Origin of the sequence: Bradyrhizobium sp. Tv2a-2, assembly GCF_000472425.1 — a bacterium.
Lineage (GTDB): Bacteria > Pseudomonadota > Alphaproteobacteria > Rhizobiales > Xanthobacteraceae > Bradyrhizobium.
This window is the reverse complement of sequence record NZ_AXAI01000018.1, coordinates 1-16,209: the sequence shown is the minus strand read 5'-3', so window position 1 is coordinate 16,209 and position 16,209 is coordinate 1. Positions and strand designations below refer to the sequence as shown.

Annotated in this window: 18 protein-coding genes; 10 read left to right on the top strand and 8 right to left on the bottom strand. The window is 63.4% G+C overall.

The annotated features are described in order from the left end of the window. Positions 1-40 precede the first annotated feature (40 nt). Both A3AI_RS0130605 and A3AI_RS0130600 read left to right on the top strand, forming a co-directional pair. Positions 41-595, top strand: a complete 555-nt coding sequence (locus tag A3AI_RS0130605; RefSeq protein ID WP_502685778.1) for a response regulator — start codon at positions 41-43, stop codon at positions 593-595. A 75-nt stretch (positions 596-670) separates the two neighbouring features. Then, a complete protein-coding gene (locus A3AI_RS0130600; RefSeq protein WP_024519232.1) occupies positions 671-1,666 on the top strand; it encodes a P1 family peptidase in 996 nt (331 codons plus the stop codon). Between the two features lie 16 nt (positions 1,667-1,682). On the opposite strand, the gene A3AI_RS45505 is transcribed toward A3AI_RS0130600, so the two are convergent. Further along, on the bottom strand, positions 1,683-2,216 hold the full coding sequence (locus A3AI_RS45505; RefSeq protein WP_024519231.1) for a hypothetical protein: 534 nt from the start codon (positions 2,214-2,216) through the stop codon (positions 1,683-1,685). Positions 2,217-2,455: 239 nt separating this feature from the next. Between A3AI_RS45505 and rpe the strand changes: the two genes are divergently transcribed. After that, positions 2,456-3,157: a ribulose-phosphate 3-epimerase gene (gene rpe / locus A3AI_RS0130590; protein WP_024519230.1), complete on the top strand. Its 702-nt coding sequence runs from the start codon at positions 2,456-2,458 to the stop codon at positions 3,155-3,157. Between the two features lie 15 nt (positions 3,158-3,172). Here the strand turns inward: rpe and A3AI_RS0130585 are convergent, their stop codons facing one another. The 3 genes from A3AI_RS0130585 to A3AI_RS0130575 are packed head-to-tail and all read right to left on the bottom strand — an operon-like array spanning position 3,173 to position 5,687. After that, positions 3,173-3,436: a hypothetical protein gene (locus A3AI_RS0130585; RefSeq protein WP_024519229.1), complete on the bottom strand. Its 264-nt coding sequence runs from the start codon at positions 3,434-3,436 to the stop codon at positions 3,173-3,175. 55 nt (positions 3,437-3,491) lie between these two features. Continuing rightward, complete coding sequence (locus A3AI_RS0130580; RefSeq protein ID WP_024519228.1) at positions 3,492-4,943, bottom strand: serine/threonine protein kinase; 1,452 nt, start codon at positions 4,941-4,943, stop codon at positions 3,492-3,494. A gap of 3 nt (positions 4,944-4,946) precedes the next feature. Beyond that, positions 4,947-5,687: a metallophosphoesterase family protein gene (locus tag A3AI_RS0130575; protein WP_024519227.1), complete on the bottom strand. Its 741-nt coding sequence runs from the start codon at positions 5,685-5,687 to the stop codon at positions 4,947-4,949. A 597-nt stretch (positions 5,688-6,284) separates the two neighbouring features. On the opposite strand from A3AI_RS0130575, the gene A3AI_RS0130565 reads away from it, so the two are divergent. Together A3AI_RS0130565 and A3AI_RS0130560 are read left to right on the top strand one after the other, a co-directional pair. Next, complete coding sequence (locus tag A3AI_RS0130565; protein WP_024519225.1) at positions 6,285-6,518, top strand: hypothetical protein; 234 nt, start codon at positions 6,285-6,287, stop codon at positions 6,516-6,518. 425 nt (positions 6,519-6,943) lie between these two features. Then, a complete protein-coding gene (locus A3AI_RS0130560; protein ID WP_024519224.1) occupies positions 6,944-7,774 on the top strand; it encodes an LssY C-terminal domain-containing protein in 831 nt (276 codons plus the stop codon). A 54-nt stretch (positions 7,775-7,828) separates the two neighbouring features. Here the strand turns inward: A3AI_RS0130560 and A3AI_RS0130555 are convergent, their stop codons facing one another. Beyond that, positions 7,829-8,683 carry a transglutaminase family protein gene (locus tag A3AI_RS0130555; RefSeq protein WP_024519223.1) on the bottom strand — a complete coding sequence of 285 codons (855 nt, stop codon included), beginning with the start codon at positions 8,681-8,683 and terminating at the stop codon, positions 7,829-7,831. A 217-nt stretch (positions 8,684-8,900) separates the two neighbouring features. On the opposite strand from A3AI_RS0130555, the gene gltS reads away from it, so the two are divergent. Further along, positions 8,901-10,112: a sodium/glutamate symporter gene (gene gltS, locus A3AI_RS0130550; protein ID WP_024519222.1), complete on the top strand. Its 1,212-nt coding sequence runs from the start codon at positions 8,901-8,903 to the stop codon at positions 10,110-10,112. Positions 10,113-10,192: 80 nt separating this feature from the next. Here the strand turns inward: gltS and A3AI_RS0130545 are convergent, their stop codons facing one another. Genes A3AI_RS0130545 through A3AI_RS0130535 form a run of 3 tightly spaced genes read right to left on the bottom strand, consistent with a single transcriptional unit; the run spans position 10,193 to position 12,241 of the window. Further along, on the bottom strand, positions 10,193-10,822 hold the full coding sequence (locus A3AI_RS0130545) for a hypothetical protein (protein ID WP_024519221.1): 630 nt from the start codon (positions 10,820-10,822) through the stop codon (positions 10,193-10,195). Next, positions 10,819-11,490: a DUF2135 domain-containing protein gene (locus tag A3AI_RS0130540; protein ID WP_024519220.1), complete on the bottom strand. Its 672-nt coding sequence runs from the start codon at positions 11,488-11,490 to the stop codon at positions 10,819-10,821. The genes A3AI_RS0130545 and A3AI_RS0130540 overlap by 4 nt, the downstream gene beginning before the upstream one ends. Continuing rightward, positions 11,480-12,241 (bottom strand): MotA/TolQ/ExbB proton channel family protein, encoded by a 762-nt coding sequence (locus tag A3AI_RS0130535; protein WP_024519219.1) that lies wholly within the window; start codon positions 12,239-12,241, stop codon positions 11,480-11,482. Before A3AI_RS0130535 ends, A3AI_RS0130540 begins: the two co-directional genes overlap by 11 nt. A gap of 191 nt (positions 12,242-12,432) precedes the next feature. Between A3AI_RS0130535 and A3AI_RS0130530 the strand changes: the two genes are divergently transcribed. The 4 genes from A3AI_RS0130530 to A3AI_RS46535 all read left to right on the top strand — a co-directional run. Beyond that, on the top strand, positions 12,433-13,800 hold the full coding sequence (locus A3AI_RS0130530) for a histidine kinase (RefSeq protein WP_024519218.1): 1,368 nt from the start codon (positions 12,433-12,435) through the stop codon (positions 13,798-13,800). Positions 13,801-13,803: 3 nt separating this feature from the next. Beyond that, positions 13,804-14,457 (top strand): response regulator, encoded by a 654-nt coding sequence (locus A3AI_RS0130525; RefSeq protein WP_024519217.1) that lies wholly within the window; start codon positions 13,804-13,806, stop codon positions 14,455-14,457. 152 nt (positions 14,458-14,609) lie between these two features. After that, a complete protein-coding gene (gene purB / locus A3AI_RS0130520; protein WP_024519216.1) occupies positions 14,610-15,917 on the top strand; it encodes an adenylosuccinate lyase in 1,308 nt (435 codons plus the stop codon). A 126-nt stretch (positions 15,918-16,043) separates the two neighbouring features. Next, positions 16,044-16,209 (top strand): helix-turn-helix domain-containing protein (locus A3AI_RS46535; RefSeq protein ID WP_156927678.1); only part of this gene is annotated, 166 nt, incomplete at its 3' end.

Sequence of the window (16,209 nt, the reverse complement as noted above, 5' to 3'; positions counted from 1 at the left end):
TGGCGGTTTGATGTCGATCCATGGAACCCGAACACGCTGGATGGCTTTTGCCGAAAACTTGATCCCTGTGGCAACATTCCCTGCTCAAAACGCCACGGCGTGGAGAAGAGACGCGCGTAAATTGATGGAAGATGGAGCGATGCGTCAGCTTTCGGACTATGCGCCGAGGGCAGCGAATGACATACTTTGCGCTGAGAGTTGTTTTGAAGAGATTGCCCGCGTGACGCGGCAGGGTTCCATACTCCTCGTCGAGGACGAGGCATTGATCCGCATGGCGCTGGCGGCCATGGTCGAGGAGCTCGGGCATCGCGTTGTCCTTGAGGCGGGCACCATCGCGGATGCCGGGGTCAACGCGATGACTGGCGTGTTCGACCTCGCCATCCTCGACATCAATATCGGCGGCTATGGCATCGATCCGGTCGCGGATGTCATCGAAAAGCGCGGGCTGCCCTTCTTCTTCATCACAGGCTACGGCACCGCGCATCTGCCCTCTTTATTCCGCAGGCGGACGGTGCTCGAGAAGCCGGTATCCGTGGAGAAGCTCAAGGCGACCATCGACCGGCTCCTGCCTGACGACGAACCATCCCGCACCTGACCCCGCGCTTGGCCGCGCCGGGAGAGCATGGCAAAACGGGCCTGGCTTGATCCACCTCGCAGGGAGCCGCGCGCCTTGAAGAATCTCCTCACCGACATCGCAGGCGTCCGCGTCGGCCATGCCGACGACGACGAGCTTGCCTCCGGGGTTACGGCGGTCATCTTTGACCAGCCCGCGGTCGCCGCAATCGACGTCCGCGGTGGTGGTCCCGGCACGCGCGAGGGCGCGCTGCTCGATCTCGCCAACACGGTCGAGCGGGTCGATGCGTTCGCGCTGTCCGGCGGCTCGGCCTTCGGGCTCGATGCCGGCGGCGGTGTGCAGGCCTGGCTCGCCGAGCAGGGTCGCGGCCTGGTGGTGCGCGGCGCGGTGATCCCGATCGTTCCCGGCGCGATCCTGTTCGATCTCCTGAACGGCGGCGACAAGGCGTGGGGCCGGTTCTCGCCCTATCGCGATCTCGGCTATGCCGCCGCAAGCCATGCCGGAGGCGATTTCGCGCTGGGAAGCGTCGGTGCTGGCCTTGGAGCCACCACCGCGAATTTCAAGGGCGGGCTCGGCTCGGCCTCCGCCATCACGCAGGGCGGCGTGAAGGTCGCCGCGATTGCAGCCGTCAACGCAGTCGGCAGCGTCACCGTCGGCGACGGACCGTGGTTCTGGGCGGCCCCGTTTGAGATCGGCAACGAATATGGCGGACGCGGCTTCCCCGCGAGCTTTAGCCAGGACATGTTGAGACTGCGTGCGAAAGGCGGCGCGGCGGTCAATGCGAGCGAGAACACCACCATCGCGGTGCTGGTCACCGATGCCGCGCTGACCAAGCCGCAGGCGAAACGCCTGGCGATGATCGCGCAGACCGGCTTTGCGCGCGCGATCTATCCGGTGCATGCCCCGACCGACGGCGACGTGGTGTTTGCCGCCGCGACCGGAGAAAAGCCGATCGATCCACTCGCTGGCCTCACCGAGCTCGGCATGATCGCCGCCAATGTGATGGCCCGCGCCATAGCCCGCGGCGTCTATGAAGCGGCCGCCCTGCCCTTTGCCGGGGCGTTGCCAGCGTGGAAGGACAGGTTCGGCTAGCCCTTCGCCGTTCGCCCTATGCCGCGAGCGACAGCGTGCCGCCGGCCTGCATCGACAGCGCTTGAGCCTGCTGCTGGATCATCTGCTCGATTTGATTGTAGGACGAGATAGCGGAGTTCGAGGCGGCCGAGCCTGTACGCGAACTTGTCGACGCTGCGGGCGAGGTCATGGTCGCTGTCGAGCCGTCCGCGTAAGTGATGGTCGTCGTGGTCGAGCCGTCGCTGTTGGTGACCGACGAGGAGCTCGAGGCGTCGAGCGCCTGCATCAGGGGATCTGAGCTTGATCCGTCGGCGTTGCCGGACGCACCGGTCGAATTGCCGGAACCCGGCTGTCCCTGGGCATCGAGCAGCGCGCTTATGGTCTGCGATGAAATCTGCGCACCGCGACCACCGGCGGTCGCGGAGCTTCCCGCATCAGCCGTGCCGGCCGTCGGATCGAACGGTGTCCCGCCCTGGCCGGCCGACGATGAGGTCGATGACGAAGACGACGATGATGTCAGCGACTGCAGCCCATCCAGCAGGGCCGAGGCGGCGCTCAGAGCGAACAACATCAGGGAACTCCTAATCCGGCCGCCCGATCGGGCGGCCTTACCCATTGTCGCCCCTAGCTGAGCAAGCACCGTGCCAGCGACGGAAACACCTGTAAAACAAGGGCTTCGGCCCTCAGCACGGCCGCGCAGGTCCGGCAAGAGCTGCCGGTTGGGGGAAGATTCTTCCGGCTTTGTTGCCGCCGCCTGGCGGCCATGTTAGGCGAGCAGCAGCATCGTTCTTGCGAGACGCTCGTTCGGCCATGACCCAGTCCTTCACGCCTCGTCCCCTCGTCATCGCACCGTCGATCCTGGCATCAGATTTCTCCAAGCTGGGCGACGAGGTTCGCGCAGTCGATGCGGCCGGCGCCGACTGGATCCATCTCGATGTGATGGACGGTCACTTCGTGCCGAACATCTCCTACGGCCCCGACGTCATCAAGGCGCTGCGTCCGCACACCGAAAAGATCTTCGACGCGCATCTGATGATCGCGCCCTGCGATCCCTATCTCGAAGCCTTCGCGAAGGCGGGCTGCGACCACATCACCGTCCATGCCGAAGCCGGCCCGCATTTGCACCGCTCGCTGCAGGCGATCCGCGCGCTCGGCAAGAAAGCCGGCGTGTCGCTCAACCCGTCGACGCCGCTAAGCGCGATCGAATATGTGCTCGACATGGTCGACCTGGTGCTGATCATGTCGGTCAATCCGGGCTTTGGCGGCCAGGCCTTCATCCCCTCCGCACTCGGCAAGATCCGCGACCTGCGCGCCATGACGGTAGGCCGCGAGATCGACATCGAGGTCGATGGCGGCGTCGGCCCCAATGTCGCAGGCGAGCTTGCGGCTGCCGGGGCGAACGCCTTCGTCGCGGGCTCGGCCGTGTTCAAGGGCGGCACGCAGGAGGCCTACAGGGCCAATATGGACGCCATCCGCCTCAAAGCCGCCGCCGCGCGCGGCGAGGCGATTTAGAACCGTTGCGCCCCTCTACTCCGGATTGGCCGGCTGCACCGGCTTTGGCGCCGCGGGTGTCGGCTCGACGCTAAGTTTCGGGTCGGTCGGCAGCACCTTGGCACCGGCCGAATGCGCAGCCTGCCCCGTCGTCGTCGTGCTCGCAACCTCGGCTGGCTTCACGTCCGGTCGGCTCCAGCGATCGTGGATGAGCAATATCAGGATCACCGCGCAAGCGAACGCCAGCACGCCCGCGATCAGGGCAGGATGCGATCCGCTGAAACGTCGTTGCTCGGCCATCGGCAACTCCTCGATCTCCAAGGGATCAAGTCGCGGGCGCGCCTCGAGTTCCGGCCTAATTCGCCGCCGCGCCCGCTTGCCGATTCCCCTCTTCTGCCGCCGCACCCTCAGCTACCGCGCGTGGCCGCACCACGGTCACCGTGCATGGCGCTTCGGAGGCGACCTTGGCCGAGACGTTGCCGAGCAGCGAGCGCACGAACGAGCCGCCGTGCGCACCGATGATGATGTGGTCGACGTGATTGGCGCGGGCGAAGTCGAGGATAGCCGCGGCCGGGTCGATCGCCTCAAGCACGTGGACCGTAAGCCTGCTCTCGTCGAGCCTGAGCGGTGTCGCCCAGTGTTTCAGCGCGACCAGGCGGTCGACATGCTTGTTGTGGCCCTGCTCGTCGAGCGTGCGGTCGATGGTGATGCGCCCGAGCTTTAGGACGTTGATGCAGGCGAGCCGGGCCGACGGCAGGGTGGAGAGAATCCGCGCCGCGGTGAGACGCAGCGCGTCGTTCAGCTGGTCCGTGCCCTCGACGGTGTCGATCGCAACCGCGACGATCGGGCTTGCGGCAAGCTGTGCCGCGACATCGACCTTGCGCTCCAGCCGCAGCTGGCTCGCGTTGAGCCGGCGTCGCCACACGGTGAGCCAGGAATCGCGCCTGATACGCTCGGCGCGCGCGGTGAGCTTGACCTGGTCGGGATGGGCGAGATCGAAGGCGAGCTGCGAGGCCGTCGGATAACGGTGCATGGGCTCGATCTCCAGACAGCGCAGCACCATCTCCTGCAGCCAGAGCGGATAATCCGGGCGCAATTTGCGCGGCGGATGCGGATCGCGCCACAACCGCCGCCGCATCCCGCTCAAGGTCTCGGTCTCGCCGAACGGGCGCACTCCGGTCGTGAAGAAATAGAGCAGGACGCCGAGCGCAAACAGGTCGCTGCGCGGATCGTCGCGCACGCCGACCAGCCGCTCCGGCGCCATATAGGGCGCGGTGCCATAGGGCACGCGAAACTCCTCCTGCAACAGGTCAGGCAACTGGTTGTGAAACGACAGGCCATAATCGATCAGCACGGCCTCGCCGCTGTCGCGAAACATGATGCTCGACGGCTTGACGTCGTGATGGATGACGTTCTGCCGGTGCAGCTCGGCGAGCGCGGAGGCAATCTTGACACCGAGGACGCGCGCCTCCTCGTAAGGCAGCGGCAGGTCGGGCAGGCGGCGATAGAGCGTCCGCCCAGGGATGACGTCGATCACGACATAGGCTTGGCGGGCAAAATCGCCGGCTCCGAAAAACGCCGGCACATGTACCCCCTTCAGCCGCGGCAGGATCATCTGCTCCATCTCGAAGGAGACGATCGCGGCCGGATCCTCGCCTTCCGACACCCGCGGGATCTTCATCAGAAGCGGCGCGGCAATGTCGGGATGGGTCACGTTCCACAGCGTCGCCATGCCGCCCGAATGCACGCATTCGCCGATCGTAAAGCCGTCGATGACGAGGCCCGGCTGGATCGCGGTCGCGAGCATCCCTCACCTCCCCTGGAAAAGCCGTTCGGCCAGCCACAGCGGCAAGCCGACATCGCGAATGCGTTGCGCCGCTGCCTCGACATCATAGGGAACGCGGCAAAAGGTGATCTCGCGCGTTGCAGTGTCATAGAGCGCGAAAGCGGCGGCCGGATTGCGATCGCGCGGTTGGCCGACCGAGCCGAGCACCGCGAGCCATTGCCTGCCCCTCAGCAGGTTGATCGGCACGCCCATTACAGGCACGAAGCTCGTCATCTTCGCCGTCGCCGACATCGAATAGAGCGTAGGCTTGTGAATATGGCCGCAGAAGGTGACATGGGCCTTTGTCGCGATCATGCTGCGTGCGGCATCCGGCGCCCCCTGCACATAGCGCCAGCGCGCCGGCTGCGAGGCCTCGGAATGGACGTAGAGACGGTCCTCTTCTTCCAGGGCAAACGGCAGCTCGGCGAGAAACCGCCGCTGTCCGGCGCTCAAGCGATCGCGCGTCCATTCGATCGCGGCCTGTGCCTCGGCATTCATGGTTTCGCTGGGAGTTCCGATCGCCTGATCGTGATTGCCGCGCACCGCCACCGCCCCGTCCGCGATCAGCCGGATAGCGGTCTCCACCGTCCATTCGGGATCGCCGCCATAGCCGACGAAATCGCCGAGGAAGATGAAGCGCTCGGCGCCACGCGCCCGCGCGGTCTCAAGGCAAGCGGAAAAGGCCTGCCGGTTGGCATGGATGTCGGAAAATAAAGCCAGCAGCACGCATTCCTCCCGCCCTTAAGCTAGGGCCGGGATATGGCTAACGGTTTGAGGGGCGTCAAACAACCCGCCTCCGGGACAGCCCGATGTCCAGCGCTCTCCCAGACCAGCCATCGCGGCAAGCCAACGAGCAGAATGCCCCCGTAGCGCAACCAAGGCGTGCGCTCGAACGCACGCTTATGTCTGATTTTGAGGCTAAGCAGTCTTCAGCTTTCATTCACGGTTTTGAGTACCTAAAGGAAGTTCTTAACCTCTGCAAAAATCGCAGAGGCAGGCGGCTCAACAAGCTGATGCGGGCGCTGCTGGCCGGGCGACGCTGTGACCGAGACCAAGCTCGACCGCCTTGCGCCTGTGTCGGCAGGAAGCTGACGTTAAGCCCGTTCCAGATCAAAGAAGCCAGCGCAGGCTACAAAGTGGCGAAAGCCAGTCAGAGATAGCTCACCTGTTCGGCGTGAGCTATCAAACCGTCGGTCGCTTATAGGGCCGGCCCCTCTACCTAGAATGCGCAGAACAACGGGAATGGAACCTGTGTAAAATCCAACGAGCCGGGGACAAGACAAGCCTGGTCCTTTTGCTTGGTCATGTTGCAGAGCTTGAGCCATGGTGGATTGGGTTACGTTGTATCAGGACAAGCCAGATATCTTGCATTTCCGGCCAAACAGCCGCTGGGCAGAGATGTACGACGGCCCCGAACAAAGAATGGTTTATCATTCGGGTTACGGGCTTCTGAAGATCTTCGACCATGAGCACGGGCAAGACGTGACCATTCAAGTTTCGCGCTGGAAGCTCGTTGGGATTGGGCTAGGCTGCATCCTTGCGGCGCTTAAGCGGTGATATCAGGCTCTACCCCCAAAAGTATGCGTCAGTATTGGCAGATCGTATTCGGCGGGGTTCTCGAATATATTTTCCTTGCCCGCCGGACTTGCGCACCAGCATGCCCCCCTCTACCGGCGGAAAGCGGCCCCGACGCGCCCCCATCGCTCGGGGCCGTAAGGCGTTCAAGCTCTATATCGAATGATATAATCCTTTAGATCCGCTTCAACGCGGGCCTAAATGGCTATGCTGTTCTGCCCGCCGGGCCAGTGACCCCACGGTCAGGCGAGCACGGCCCCGGAATGCCGCCCGCATTCCGGGGCCGTCTGCATTTGCGCGGAAGATCGATTTGCCAGAGCCTTCCGACTTGTGCGGTGTAGAACGAGCAGTCATCAATCGCTTGAGGAAAGATTGATCATTGTTGCCTGCTTCATGGTGCCAAGATCATGAGATTGCTCATACGGCTTTTGCAACGCTTGCTGATTTTCGGATTGGGAATCTTTTGTGTCTGGTTGATCGTCTTTGTCGTCTTTGAAACCGCGGACCGTAGGCTACCTTGGATCCTGGCCGTAGGCGTCACCTATGGAATTGCCGCGTATATCATTCTGCCGCGCGCCATTCGCGTGGGCCTGAAGACTCTCCAACGCAAACGTGTGCCTAGTTATACAATTACCGGCGACGGATTGCCCGGAGACCCTGTGAACATCGCACTCGTAGGCACGCTCCGGCAGCTTCGCGTGGTCTTTGCTTCGCTCGGGTGGTCAGAGGCAGACCGGCTCAGTCTAGCCAGCTCGTGGGGCATGATCCGAGCCTTCGTATTCAACTCTCCATACCCCACCGCGCCGTTTAGCACCCTCTATCTCTTTGGACGTGGCCAAGACATCGGCTTTCAGAAGGCAATCGACAATAGTCCGCGAAAGCGCCATCACATACGATTCTGGGCTTTGAGCCAAAGGCGTGCGCGGGACACCTGGGGAGCCGCCGACTTCTGGCTGAACAACGAACGCCCGTCGGACAGTGAACGCGCGTTATGGGTAGGGGCTGGCACCAGGGACACCGGCTTATCCCTGACGCGCCTTTCGTTTCAGATCACCCATGCTACGGATTCGGACACGAATGAAGAGCGCGACTATATCATCGCTGAGTTGAGGAAAAACCGATCCATCGAAGCGGAGCAAGTGTATCAAGCCGGGCAAGGTCTGCCCTCCGAACGCATCAACCACTACATTACCGATGGAGAGATCACGTTGGCGAGCCTGGTGGTCCATGGTGATTGACGTCAACAAAATTCAACGACATGACGCCGATCGAACAGGCGCGCGTACATTCCATCAGGGTGCTTCCACAACCTGTACGGAGACGGTCATCCGGTCGAAGGCGTCTGCCGGTCCCTCCCATGAGCCGGACAGCGGCGAAGCCTTCTCCTGCTCGCGCGACACGCCGACGGGGATATGCTCGCTGCTGACCAGCTTGTTGTTTGTGGGATCGAAGCCGCGCCATCCTGCACCGGGAATGTAAATCTCCGTCCACGCGTGGGTAGCGCCGTGCTGCCCCTCGGCCATCTGGATATAGCCGGTGACAAATCGCGCGCCGAATCCCCAATATCGGGCGGCTTCCATCATAAACACCGCGAAGTCACGGCACGTCCCACTGCCGCGCGCGAGTGTCTCCTGCGGCAACTGAACGCCATACGCATCACGGGATTCGTATTCGAACGAGCGATAGATGTGGGTGTTCAGACTGCTCAGGAGGTCGATGGTCTCGATGACTTGACCAGGCCGATAAAGATCCCGCAACCATTTGTGGAGTATCGGCCCATCATAGGGATAGCTCGGCAGGCGATACGCCATCAGATCGATGTGTTCCTCCGGAGGATATTGGAATGGGAAAGAAATGGCATCCGGTGAGATAGGCCACTCGTTGAGAGCATCGTAGTAGAGATCGACGTCCACTTCGCTTTCAAGGCTTAGCTTGTCGGAACTTTCTTCGAAGGTCAGAACAGCGATGGAATTGTCGTTGGCATCGCGCAGCCAAATCACTTCAGCCTTCGGTTCGACATGAACGCGCGCTCTGGCGATGTGAGCATCGTGCCCCTCGCGGGGCCGCATCATCGCGCGATGGGGGCCGAAAATAACGGGCTGTTTGTAAAAGTACTCCGTCTTATGGATGATGCGGATGCGTTTCATGAGACGATTCTTTCTCGCGAACGGAATACGACGGTGCCTGGTGGCGGCACATTGTCAGGTCTCGCACCAGCGCAGCATAGTTGCCCGTTGATCAAACAGCGATAGATATGTCTGTGGCCGAAGTGCTCTCGCCGCATTGCCTCTACCGGCGAGCCCGCTGATGAAATAAGCTTTCAGGTGCCCTCGACCAAAGCCCGCTCGACTGCAGCGAGACATCATGACACCAGCCGCAAATTCGTTTGAAGTACCGGATTTCCTGACGCTTACCCTCGGTCTGCTTGTCTATTTCGTCGGCGTGATCGTAACGCGGAACGTCGCGTTTCTGCGCAATTACAACATCCCGGAGCCGGTCACCGGCGGATTTCTCGCGGCGGTTGCGCTGTGGGTTTTCTATGCCGCGACCGGCCAGGCCATCGGCTTCGAGATGATCGCCCGTGACAGGTTGCTGGTCATCTTTTTCGCGGCGGTCGGTATCAACGCCCGCCTGTCGGATCTGCTCGCCGGCGGAAGAGCGCTGATCGTGCTGTGCGTACTGACAACGATTTTCGTCTTCCTGCAGAACGTGGTCGGAACGCTCGGCGCTTCGCTGTTCGGGCTACCGTCGGCGGCGGGCGTCATCATGGGCTCGATAGCGCTCGTCGGCGGGCATGGCACGACGATCGCCTGGGCGCCCGCGATTGCGGCCGAGCATGGATTTCCGGCGGCGGTCGAAACCGGCGCGGCAGTGGCGACGCTGGGCTTGATCGTGGCGAGCCTGCTCGGCGGACCGGTCGCGAAATATCTGATCGAGCGGCGAAAGCTCGCCCCCAAGGTTGCAGCTGATCACGCTGAGGCAGCGGCTCCCCAGGCGGACGCCACGACGATCGACAAGTCGAGCTTGATGTACGCGCTGCTCATGGTCAATATCGCCGTGATCCTTGGATATTTGGCGCACAAGCCGATCACCGAGCTTGGTGTGAAGCTGCCGCTCTTCGTGCCCTGCCTCATCATGGGCATCGTACTGTCCAACACGATACCCTTGATCTTTCCAAAACTGCCCTGGCCCGCGCGCAAGCCGTCATTGACGCTGATTTCCGACTATGCGCTCTCCGCGTTCCTCGCGATATCCTTGATGAGCATGCAGCTCTGGACCCTGGCCGAAATCGCCGGCCCCTTGCTGATCGTGGTCGCGGTGCAGGCGATCGTCGCTGTCGCCTTCATCGTCATGGTGCTGTTCCCGCTGCTCGGCCGCGATTACCAGGCCGCCGTCCTCAGTGCCGGCTTCACCGGCCTCACGCTCGGAGCGACGCCGACCGCGATTGCGAGCATGACCGCCGTGACCGAGCATTACGGCCCGTCACCAAACGCCTTTATCATCTTGCCGCTGGTCTCGGCCTTTTTCGTCGACATCATCAATGTGATCGCAATCAAGCTGTTTCTCGCGTTTTGATCTGACGCGTACGATTTTTTTGGGAGTCACCGAACGGCGAGCCGACGGGCTCGTCGTCAACCGGAAGAAGCCAAAGTCGCTTACCGCCCCGTGTCCTGCTGCTCCATCACGTCCTTCGGCGGCATGCGCGGCGGCAACAGCGGCGTGAAGGTCACGTCATCACCGGCCTGCGGCACCGCGGTCAGCCCGCCGCCGCTCGAGGGATCACCGCCCGAGGTCTCGATAATGGTGTTCGGGGTGATGTAGGCACGCACGGCGTCGAGCATCCCGCCCTCGCCGCTGCCAAAATCGGCTGCGCGGCCGCCTTGCGCGCGGCCCGCCGCAATCTCGCTCTGCGCCTTGTCGGTCTTGTCGGCCAGTCCGTCGCTATAGGGAATGCGATAGGCGCGCGGCACGCCGCTCGGACGGTTGCCCTCGTCCAGCGCCTCGACCCAGAGATAGATCGCGCCCGGATCGCCCTCGAGCGAATGCGGCTCGACAATGCGCGCCTGCAGCAATTTGAAGCTTGCGGGCAGATGATCGACACTGGCCCAGCCGAGCAGCCCGCGCATGCCGAGGAAGCTCGCGATGTAGAAAGCACTGGTCACGATCACCGCGACCGCCTTGAACTGCCAGGGCAGCCGCGCATAGACAATGACAACCAAGAGCAGCGCGCCGATCAGCGCATAGGCGACGGAGAGCATCAAGATGTCGGATTGCAGGCTGCTCACGGCGTCCTCATCCTGACACCCGTCTTCGGATCGATATCTGCGCCATTCCGCCATGCGCTGCGGAATGTTTCGAGCAGCGACTTCTGCCGCTGCTCGACGTCAGTTACCTTGCCTTCGGCATCGACGGTAAATCGCACGGCCGTCTTCTCCTCGCCGGTGTGGTCGAGCATCAGCTTGTCATCGAAGACGACCTGCGCCGTGGGATTGAGCTTCTGCACCTTTACGTTCACCGGCACGGGCTGGCCGGTCGTCGCCTGGAAGTGCGAGACGTTGACGGTGTACTCACCGGCCAGCATGCCGCGCACCGTGACGATCTCCTCGCGGATGGGCGACGGGATCTTCCGGCCATTGACCGTGATGAAGTCATTGACGCCGCCGCGGTCGTCGCGGTCGAGGGTGAGGAAGCCCGCCTCGCGATGCCGGTACCAGGCGATATTGCCGGCGGGGTCCTGCACGAACAGGTCGAGGTCATCCGGGTGATTGTCCGGCCAGTCCATGGTGATGATGAACTCGGCCTTGGAATCGATCTTGCCGTCCTTGGACTCCGGCGAGACTGCAAGCAGCGCCAGGAAGAACAGGAAGGCGACGACCTGCAGCGCCTTGAATAGCATGACGCCGAGCGGATCGAAGGCGTCCTCGCGCGGGTAGAGGCCGAAATCATCCATCATTGCGGCGTTCCAGCACTGGCGTCACATGCGTCTCGGTCAGCGTCACCGCGTCCGAAAACACCCGCTGGGTTGCGGCATCGAGCATGTAGTACTGGATTTTCACCAGGATCGAGCCGACCAGGCCCGCAAGCGTCGTGTACATCGCAACCGCCATGCCGTCGCTCATCAGCCCCATGGACGATTTCATCGCCACCTTGTCTGCCGCATCGAGCGTTGCGATCGGCGCCAGCATGATGATGAAGCCGATGATGGTGCCGAGCAGCCCGAGCTTCATCAGCGTGTCGGAGGCAAAGGCACCGAAACCGTTGGAGCCGCGCAGGCGGTCGGCGAGCGAACGCAACAGCAGCGTCTGGTCGATGCGGCCTTTGGCCTGCGCCTTGGCCTTTTCGATCAGGCTCTGGATGTGGTCCGAGACCAGCCCTTTCGGCAGCGACCTCGCATCGGCCTCCAGCGCCCTGACGCCCTCGGGCGATGCCAGGATCGTGCGGCAGCGTTGTTCCACCGCTCCCTCGCGAGCGATGGCGCGGGTGCGAAGAAAGCAGTGGATGCAGGTGACGACGTAGAGGACCGCGATGACGCTCGAAATATACGTGCGGTCCGACGTCAGCATCAGATGCAACAGACCATAGCGCCACAGCAGCACCGCTGCGAACACCGAGAGACCGGTGAAGATCATCCACAACAGTAGCGCGCCGCGTTCCGGCGTGCGCCTGTCAGATGCCGCGATCGCCACGCCTTGTTCGGAACTCATGCCGCTGTCGCTCCCGATTGGCCGTCTTTTTGCGGGCAGGCCTGTTAGACCAAAACCGCGGCGCGCGGTCCAAAGACGGATGCCCTCAAACGACTGGGAAATTTTCCCAATTTGTGCGGAGGCTCGCGCTTGCAATTGGCAGGGATCGGCGCTGTTGTTAGCCTTGCTCCATCAAATTGTGGGGGAAGCGCATGCGTCTGGTCCTGCAACTCGTCGCCCGCCTGCTCGTGGTCGTGGTGCTGTGTCTTGCAGCCGCCACCGTCTGGGCCACCGTCGAGGCCTATCGCAGCGTCGACCGTGCAACTGAGGCCTCCGCCGAGCGCGTCTCGCAAGCCCTGCAGGGGTTGTACTGGCACGAGCTATTGCTGCGCAGCAGCAGGACGCGCGAGCAGCTGCTCCCGGTGCCGGAATGGCGCACCATCGAAACCATGAAGCTGATCTCGCCCGGCATCTGCGTCCGCTTCGAGCCCGCCACCGCGTTCGAGAAGCCGCTGTGCGGCCAGGACAAGGGGCTGGGGGCCGCGCCGCCGGCCTGGTTCGCCAGCGCCGTCCAGCTGCTCCTCGGCACCCATGCCGCGGTGGCAAGGCCGATCAGCGCGCGCGCCGTCACGGCCGGGACGGTGTCGGCCACTCCCGATCCCGATGCAGCAATCCGGCTCGCCTGGCAGCATATCCTCGACAATATCGGGGTTGCGCTACTGATGGCGGCAGCGATCGCAATCCTGGCCTCGCTCGCGATCGCGCATACGCTGGCGCCGGCGCAGTCGATCGTCGCCGCGCTCAAGCGCATGGCGCATGGCCAATATCGCACCTCCCTGCCCCGCTTCCGCTCCATGGAGCTTGCCATGATCGGCCAGGCCGTCGGCGATCTTGGCGAGCGGCTGGCGCAGGCCATGGAGGAACGCGCAGCTCTCACGCGCCGCCTGCTCGAAATCCGGGACGACGAGCGGCGCACGCTTGCGCGCGAGCTGCATGACGAGTTCGGCCAGAACCTCACCGCCATTCTCGCTTTCGCCAATGCGATCGAGGCGACCAGCACTGAGGCCAAGGACGGCGCGATTGCGCAGGATGCGCGGATGATCTCGAAAGCCGCGCTCGCGATCATGGCCTGCCTGCGCGGCACCCTCAACCGGCTGCGCCATCCGGCAGCCGAGGAGCTCGGGCTGGAAGCGAGCCTGATCAACCTGGTCGACAGCTGGCGCTCACAGCATGAGGCACGCCCGGTGATCCAGCTCGACCTCAAGGGCGACCTCGCCGATATCAGCGGCGCAGTGGCGACAACGGCCTATCGCGTCGCACAGGAATGCCTGACAAACGCGCTCCGTCACACCACAGCACGCGAAATCCTGCTCCGGATCGAGCGGCGCAGCGGGGCGGAAAATGCGCTCCTGATCCGGGTCGAGGATGACGGCGGGGGCGACGCCATCAGCATCGCCAGGGCCTCCGGCTTTGGGCTCACCGGCTTGCGCGAACGCCTGACGGCGCTGGGCGGATCGCTCTCGATCGCGCGCGCGACGCGCGGCCTGAGCGTCGATGCCACCATTCCGCTGGCCGCCTGACGGATGACTTCCGCATCGACCAAGGGCATCTCCATCCTGCTGGTCGACGACCATCCAATCGTGCGCCAGGGTTACCGGCGCGTTCTGGAAAATCAGCGCGACTTCCAGGTGGTCGCCGAGGCCGACGACGCGGTGAGCGCCTATGGCGCGTTCAAGACCCACGTCCCTGACATCGTGGTGATGGACATCTCGATGCCCGGCGCCAGCGGGCTGGAGGCGATCAGGAACATCCGCGCCCGCGATGGACGCGCGCGTATCCTCGTCTTCAGCATGCACAGCGAGGCGCCGCTGGTGAAGGCCGCCTTCGGTGCCGGTGCCGGCGGCTACGTCACCAAGAGCAGCGAGCCCGCAGTGCTGGTCAAGGCGATCCGCAGCGTCGCCCGCGGCGAGCGGGCCATGAGCGACGACATCGCCCAGGTCCTGGCGCTGGAGAGCCTCGCGCCATCAGGGTCGGCGCTCGACCAGTTGGCCGAGCGCGAGATCGAGGTCCTCCGCCAGCTGGCGGCCGGCGCAACCCAGGAGGAGATCGCCCTAAGGCTCAATCTCAGCCTGAAGACGGTTCAGAACTACCACTACATGATCAAGGCCAAGACCGGCCTGAAAACGGACGCCCAGCTGGTGCGGCTGGCCGCAGAGTGCGGGCTGACCGGGCCGTGAGCGACCCGTTAAGCCCTCAAAACAGGGTAGTTTTCCACCTTCCCAATCCCATATCAGTGGTTTCCGCAAAAGCGATCTGCTAAAGCGCGGCGTAAAAACATTTGGCCGGGCATCCGCCTGCGATCCCCGCCCCACTGCCTCGGAGCTATCTCATGATCCCCCGCTATACCCGCCCGGAAATGGCCTCGATCTGGGAGGCGCAGACGCGCTTTTCGATCTGGTTCGAGATCGAGGCGCATGCGGCGGACGCGCTGGCCGAGATCGGCGTCATCCCCAAGGAAGCCGCCAAGACCGTTTGGGACAAGGCACGCAACGTGACCTTCGACGTCGCGCGCATCGACGAGATCGAGCGCGAGACCAAGCATGACGTCATCGCCTTCCTGACCCACCTCGCCGAGATCGTCGGCCCCGAGGCGCGCTTCGTGCATCAGGGCATGACCTCCTCCGACGTACTCGATACCTGCCTCAACGTCCAGCTCATCCGCGCCGCCGACATCCTGATCGCCGACATCGACCGCGTGCTCGCGGCGCTGAAGAAGCGCGCCTTCGAGCACAAGATGACGCCGACTATCGGCCGCTCCCACGGCATCCATGCCGAGCCCGTGACCTTCGGGCTGAAGCTCGCCTATGCCTATGCCGAATTCGACCGCGCGCGCGCCCGCCTCGTCGCCGCGCGGAAAGAGGTCGCGACCTGCGCCATCTCAGGTGCGGTCGGCACTTTCGCCCAGATCGACCCGCGGGTCGAAGAGCATGTGGCGAAGGCCATGGGACTTTCGCCCGAGCCGGTCTCGACCCAGGTGATCCCGCGCGACCGCCACGCGATGTATTTTGCCACCCTTGGCGTGATTGCCTCGTCGGTCGAGCGGCTCGCCACCGAAATCCGTCATTTGCAGCGCACCGAGGTGCTGGAGGCGGAGGAGTTCTTCTCCGAGGGCCAGAAAGGCTCCTCGGCCATGCCGCACAAGCGCAACCCCGTGCTGTCGGAAAATCTCACCGGCCTTGCCCGCATGGTGCGCGCCTATGTGACGCCGGCGCTCGAGGACGTCGTGCTCTGGCACGAGCGCGACATCTCGCACTCCTCCGTCGAACGCATGATCGGGCCCGATGCGACTGTCACCCTCGACTTTGCGCTCAATCGGCTGGCCGGCCTGATCGACAAGCTTCTGATCTATCCCGAGAACATGCAGAAGAATCTCGACCGGCTCGGCGGCCTCGTCCACTCACAGCGGCTGTTGCTCGTGCTGACGCAGAAAGGCGCAAGCCGTGAGGAGGCCTACAAGCTGGTCCAGCGCAACGCCATGCCGGTCTGGCGCGGCGAAGGCGACTTCATGACGCTGCTCAAGAAGGACGCCGACGTGAAGCGCTATCTGAGCGACAGGGAGATCGAGGAGCAGTTCGATCTCGGCTATCACTTGAAGCACGTCGATACCATCTTCAAGCGCGTGTTCGGGGCGGTTTAATCAAGGCCCTCTGAAATACCGGATCGTCCGGTCAAGTGTTCAGCCCGGGGACATGACCGACGGGTGTTCGGGGACATAGCCGACACATCATAGTGCACGGATTTGGCAGTGTGGGAGGCCAAGTCCATGCCCTGGCGAGAGGTGTCGGTTATGGATCAGCGGCGGGAGTTCGTTCGACTTGCGATGCAGGAAAAAGCGAATCGGCGGGAGCTCTGCCGGCGATTTAATATCCATCCCGATACGGGCTACAAATGGCTTGCGCGATGGCGGGCCGACCAGGACGTTGAGGACC

Excerpts from the sequence above, each read along its gene's own strand:
- A3AI_RS0130605 (WP_502685778.1), top strand. The coding sequence starts at position 41 with ATGGCTTTTGCCGAAAACTTGATCCCTGTGGCAACATTCCCTGCTCAA.
- A3AI_RS45505 (WP_024519231.1), bottom strand. The coding sequence starts at position 2,216 with ATGTTGTTCGCTCTGAGCGCCGCCTCGGCCCTGCTGGATGGGCTGCAG.
- rpe (WP_024519230.1), top strand. The coding sequence starts at position 2,456 with ATGACCCAGTCCTTCACGCCTCGTCCCCTCGTCATCGCACCGTCGATC.
- A3AI_RS0130585 (WP_024519229.1), bottom strand. The coding sequence starts at position 3,436 with ATGGCCGAGCAACGACGTTTCAGCGGATCGCATCCTGCCCTGATCGCG.
- A3AI_RS0130580 (WP_024519228.1), bottom strand. The coding sequence starts at position 4,943 with ATGCTCGCGACCGCGATCCAGCCGGGCCTCGTCATCGACGGCTTTACG.
- A3AI_RS0130565 (WP_024519225.1), top strand. The coding sequence starts at position 6,285 with ATGGTGGATTGGGTTACGTTGTATCAGGACAAGCCAGATATCTTGCAT.
- A3AI_RS0130560 (WP_024519224.1), top strand. The coding sequence starts at position 6,944 with ATGAGATTGCTCATACGGCTTTTGCAACGCTTGCTGATTTTCGGATTG.
- A3AI_RS0130555 (WP_024519223.1), bottom strand. The coding sequence starts at position 8,683 with ATGAAACGCATCCGCATCATCCATAAGACGGAGTACTTTTACAAACAG.
- gltS (WP_024519222.1), top strand. The coding sequence starts at position 8,901 with ATGACACCAGCCGCAAATTCGTTTGAAGTACCGGATTTCCTGACGCTT.
- A3AI_RS0130540 (WP_024519220.1), bottom strand. The coding sequence starts at position 11,490 with ATGATGGATGATTTCGGCCTCTACCCGCGCGAGGACGCCTTCGATCCG.
- A3AI_RS0130535 (WP_024519219.1), bottom strand. The coding sequence starts at position 12,241 with ATGAGTTCCGAACAAGGCGTGGCGATCGCGGCATCTGACAGGCGCACG.
- A3AI_RS0130530 (WP_024519218.1), top strand. The coding sequence starts at position 12,433 with ATGCGTCTGGTCCTGCAACTCGTCGCCCGCCTGCTCGTGGTCGTGGTG.
- A3AI_RS0130525 (WP_024519217.1), top strand. The coding sequence starts at position 13,804 with ATGACTTCCGCATCGACCAAGGGCATCTCCATCCTGCTGGTCGACGAC.
- purB (WP_024519216.1), top strand. The coding sequence starts at position 14,610 with ATGATCCCCCGCTATACCCGCCCGGAAATGGCCTCGATCTGGGAGGCG.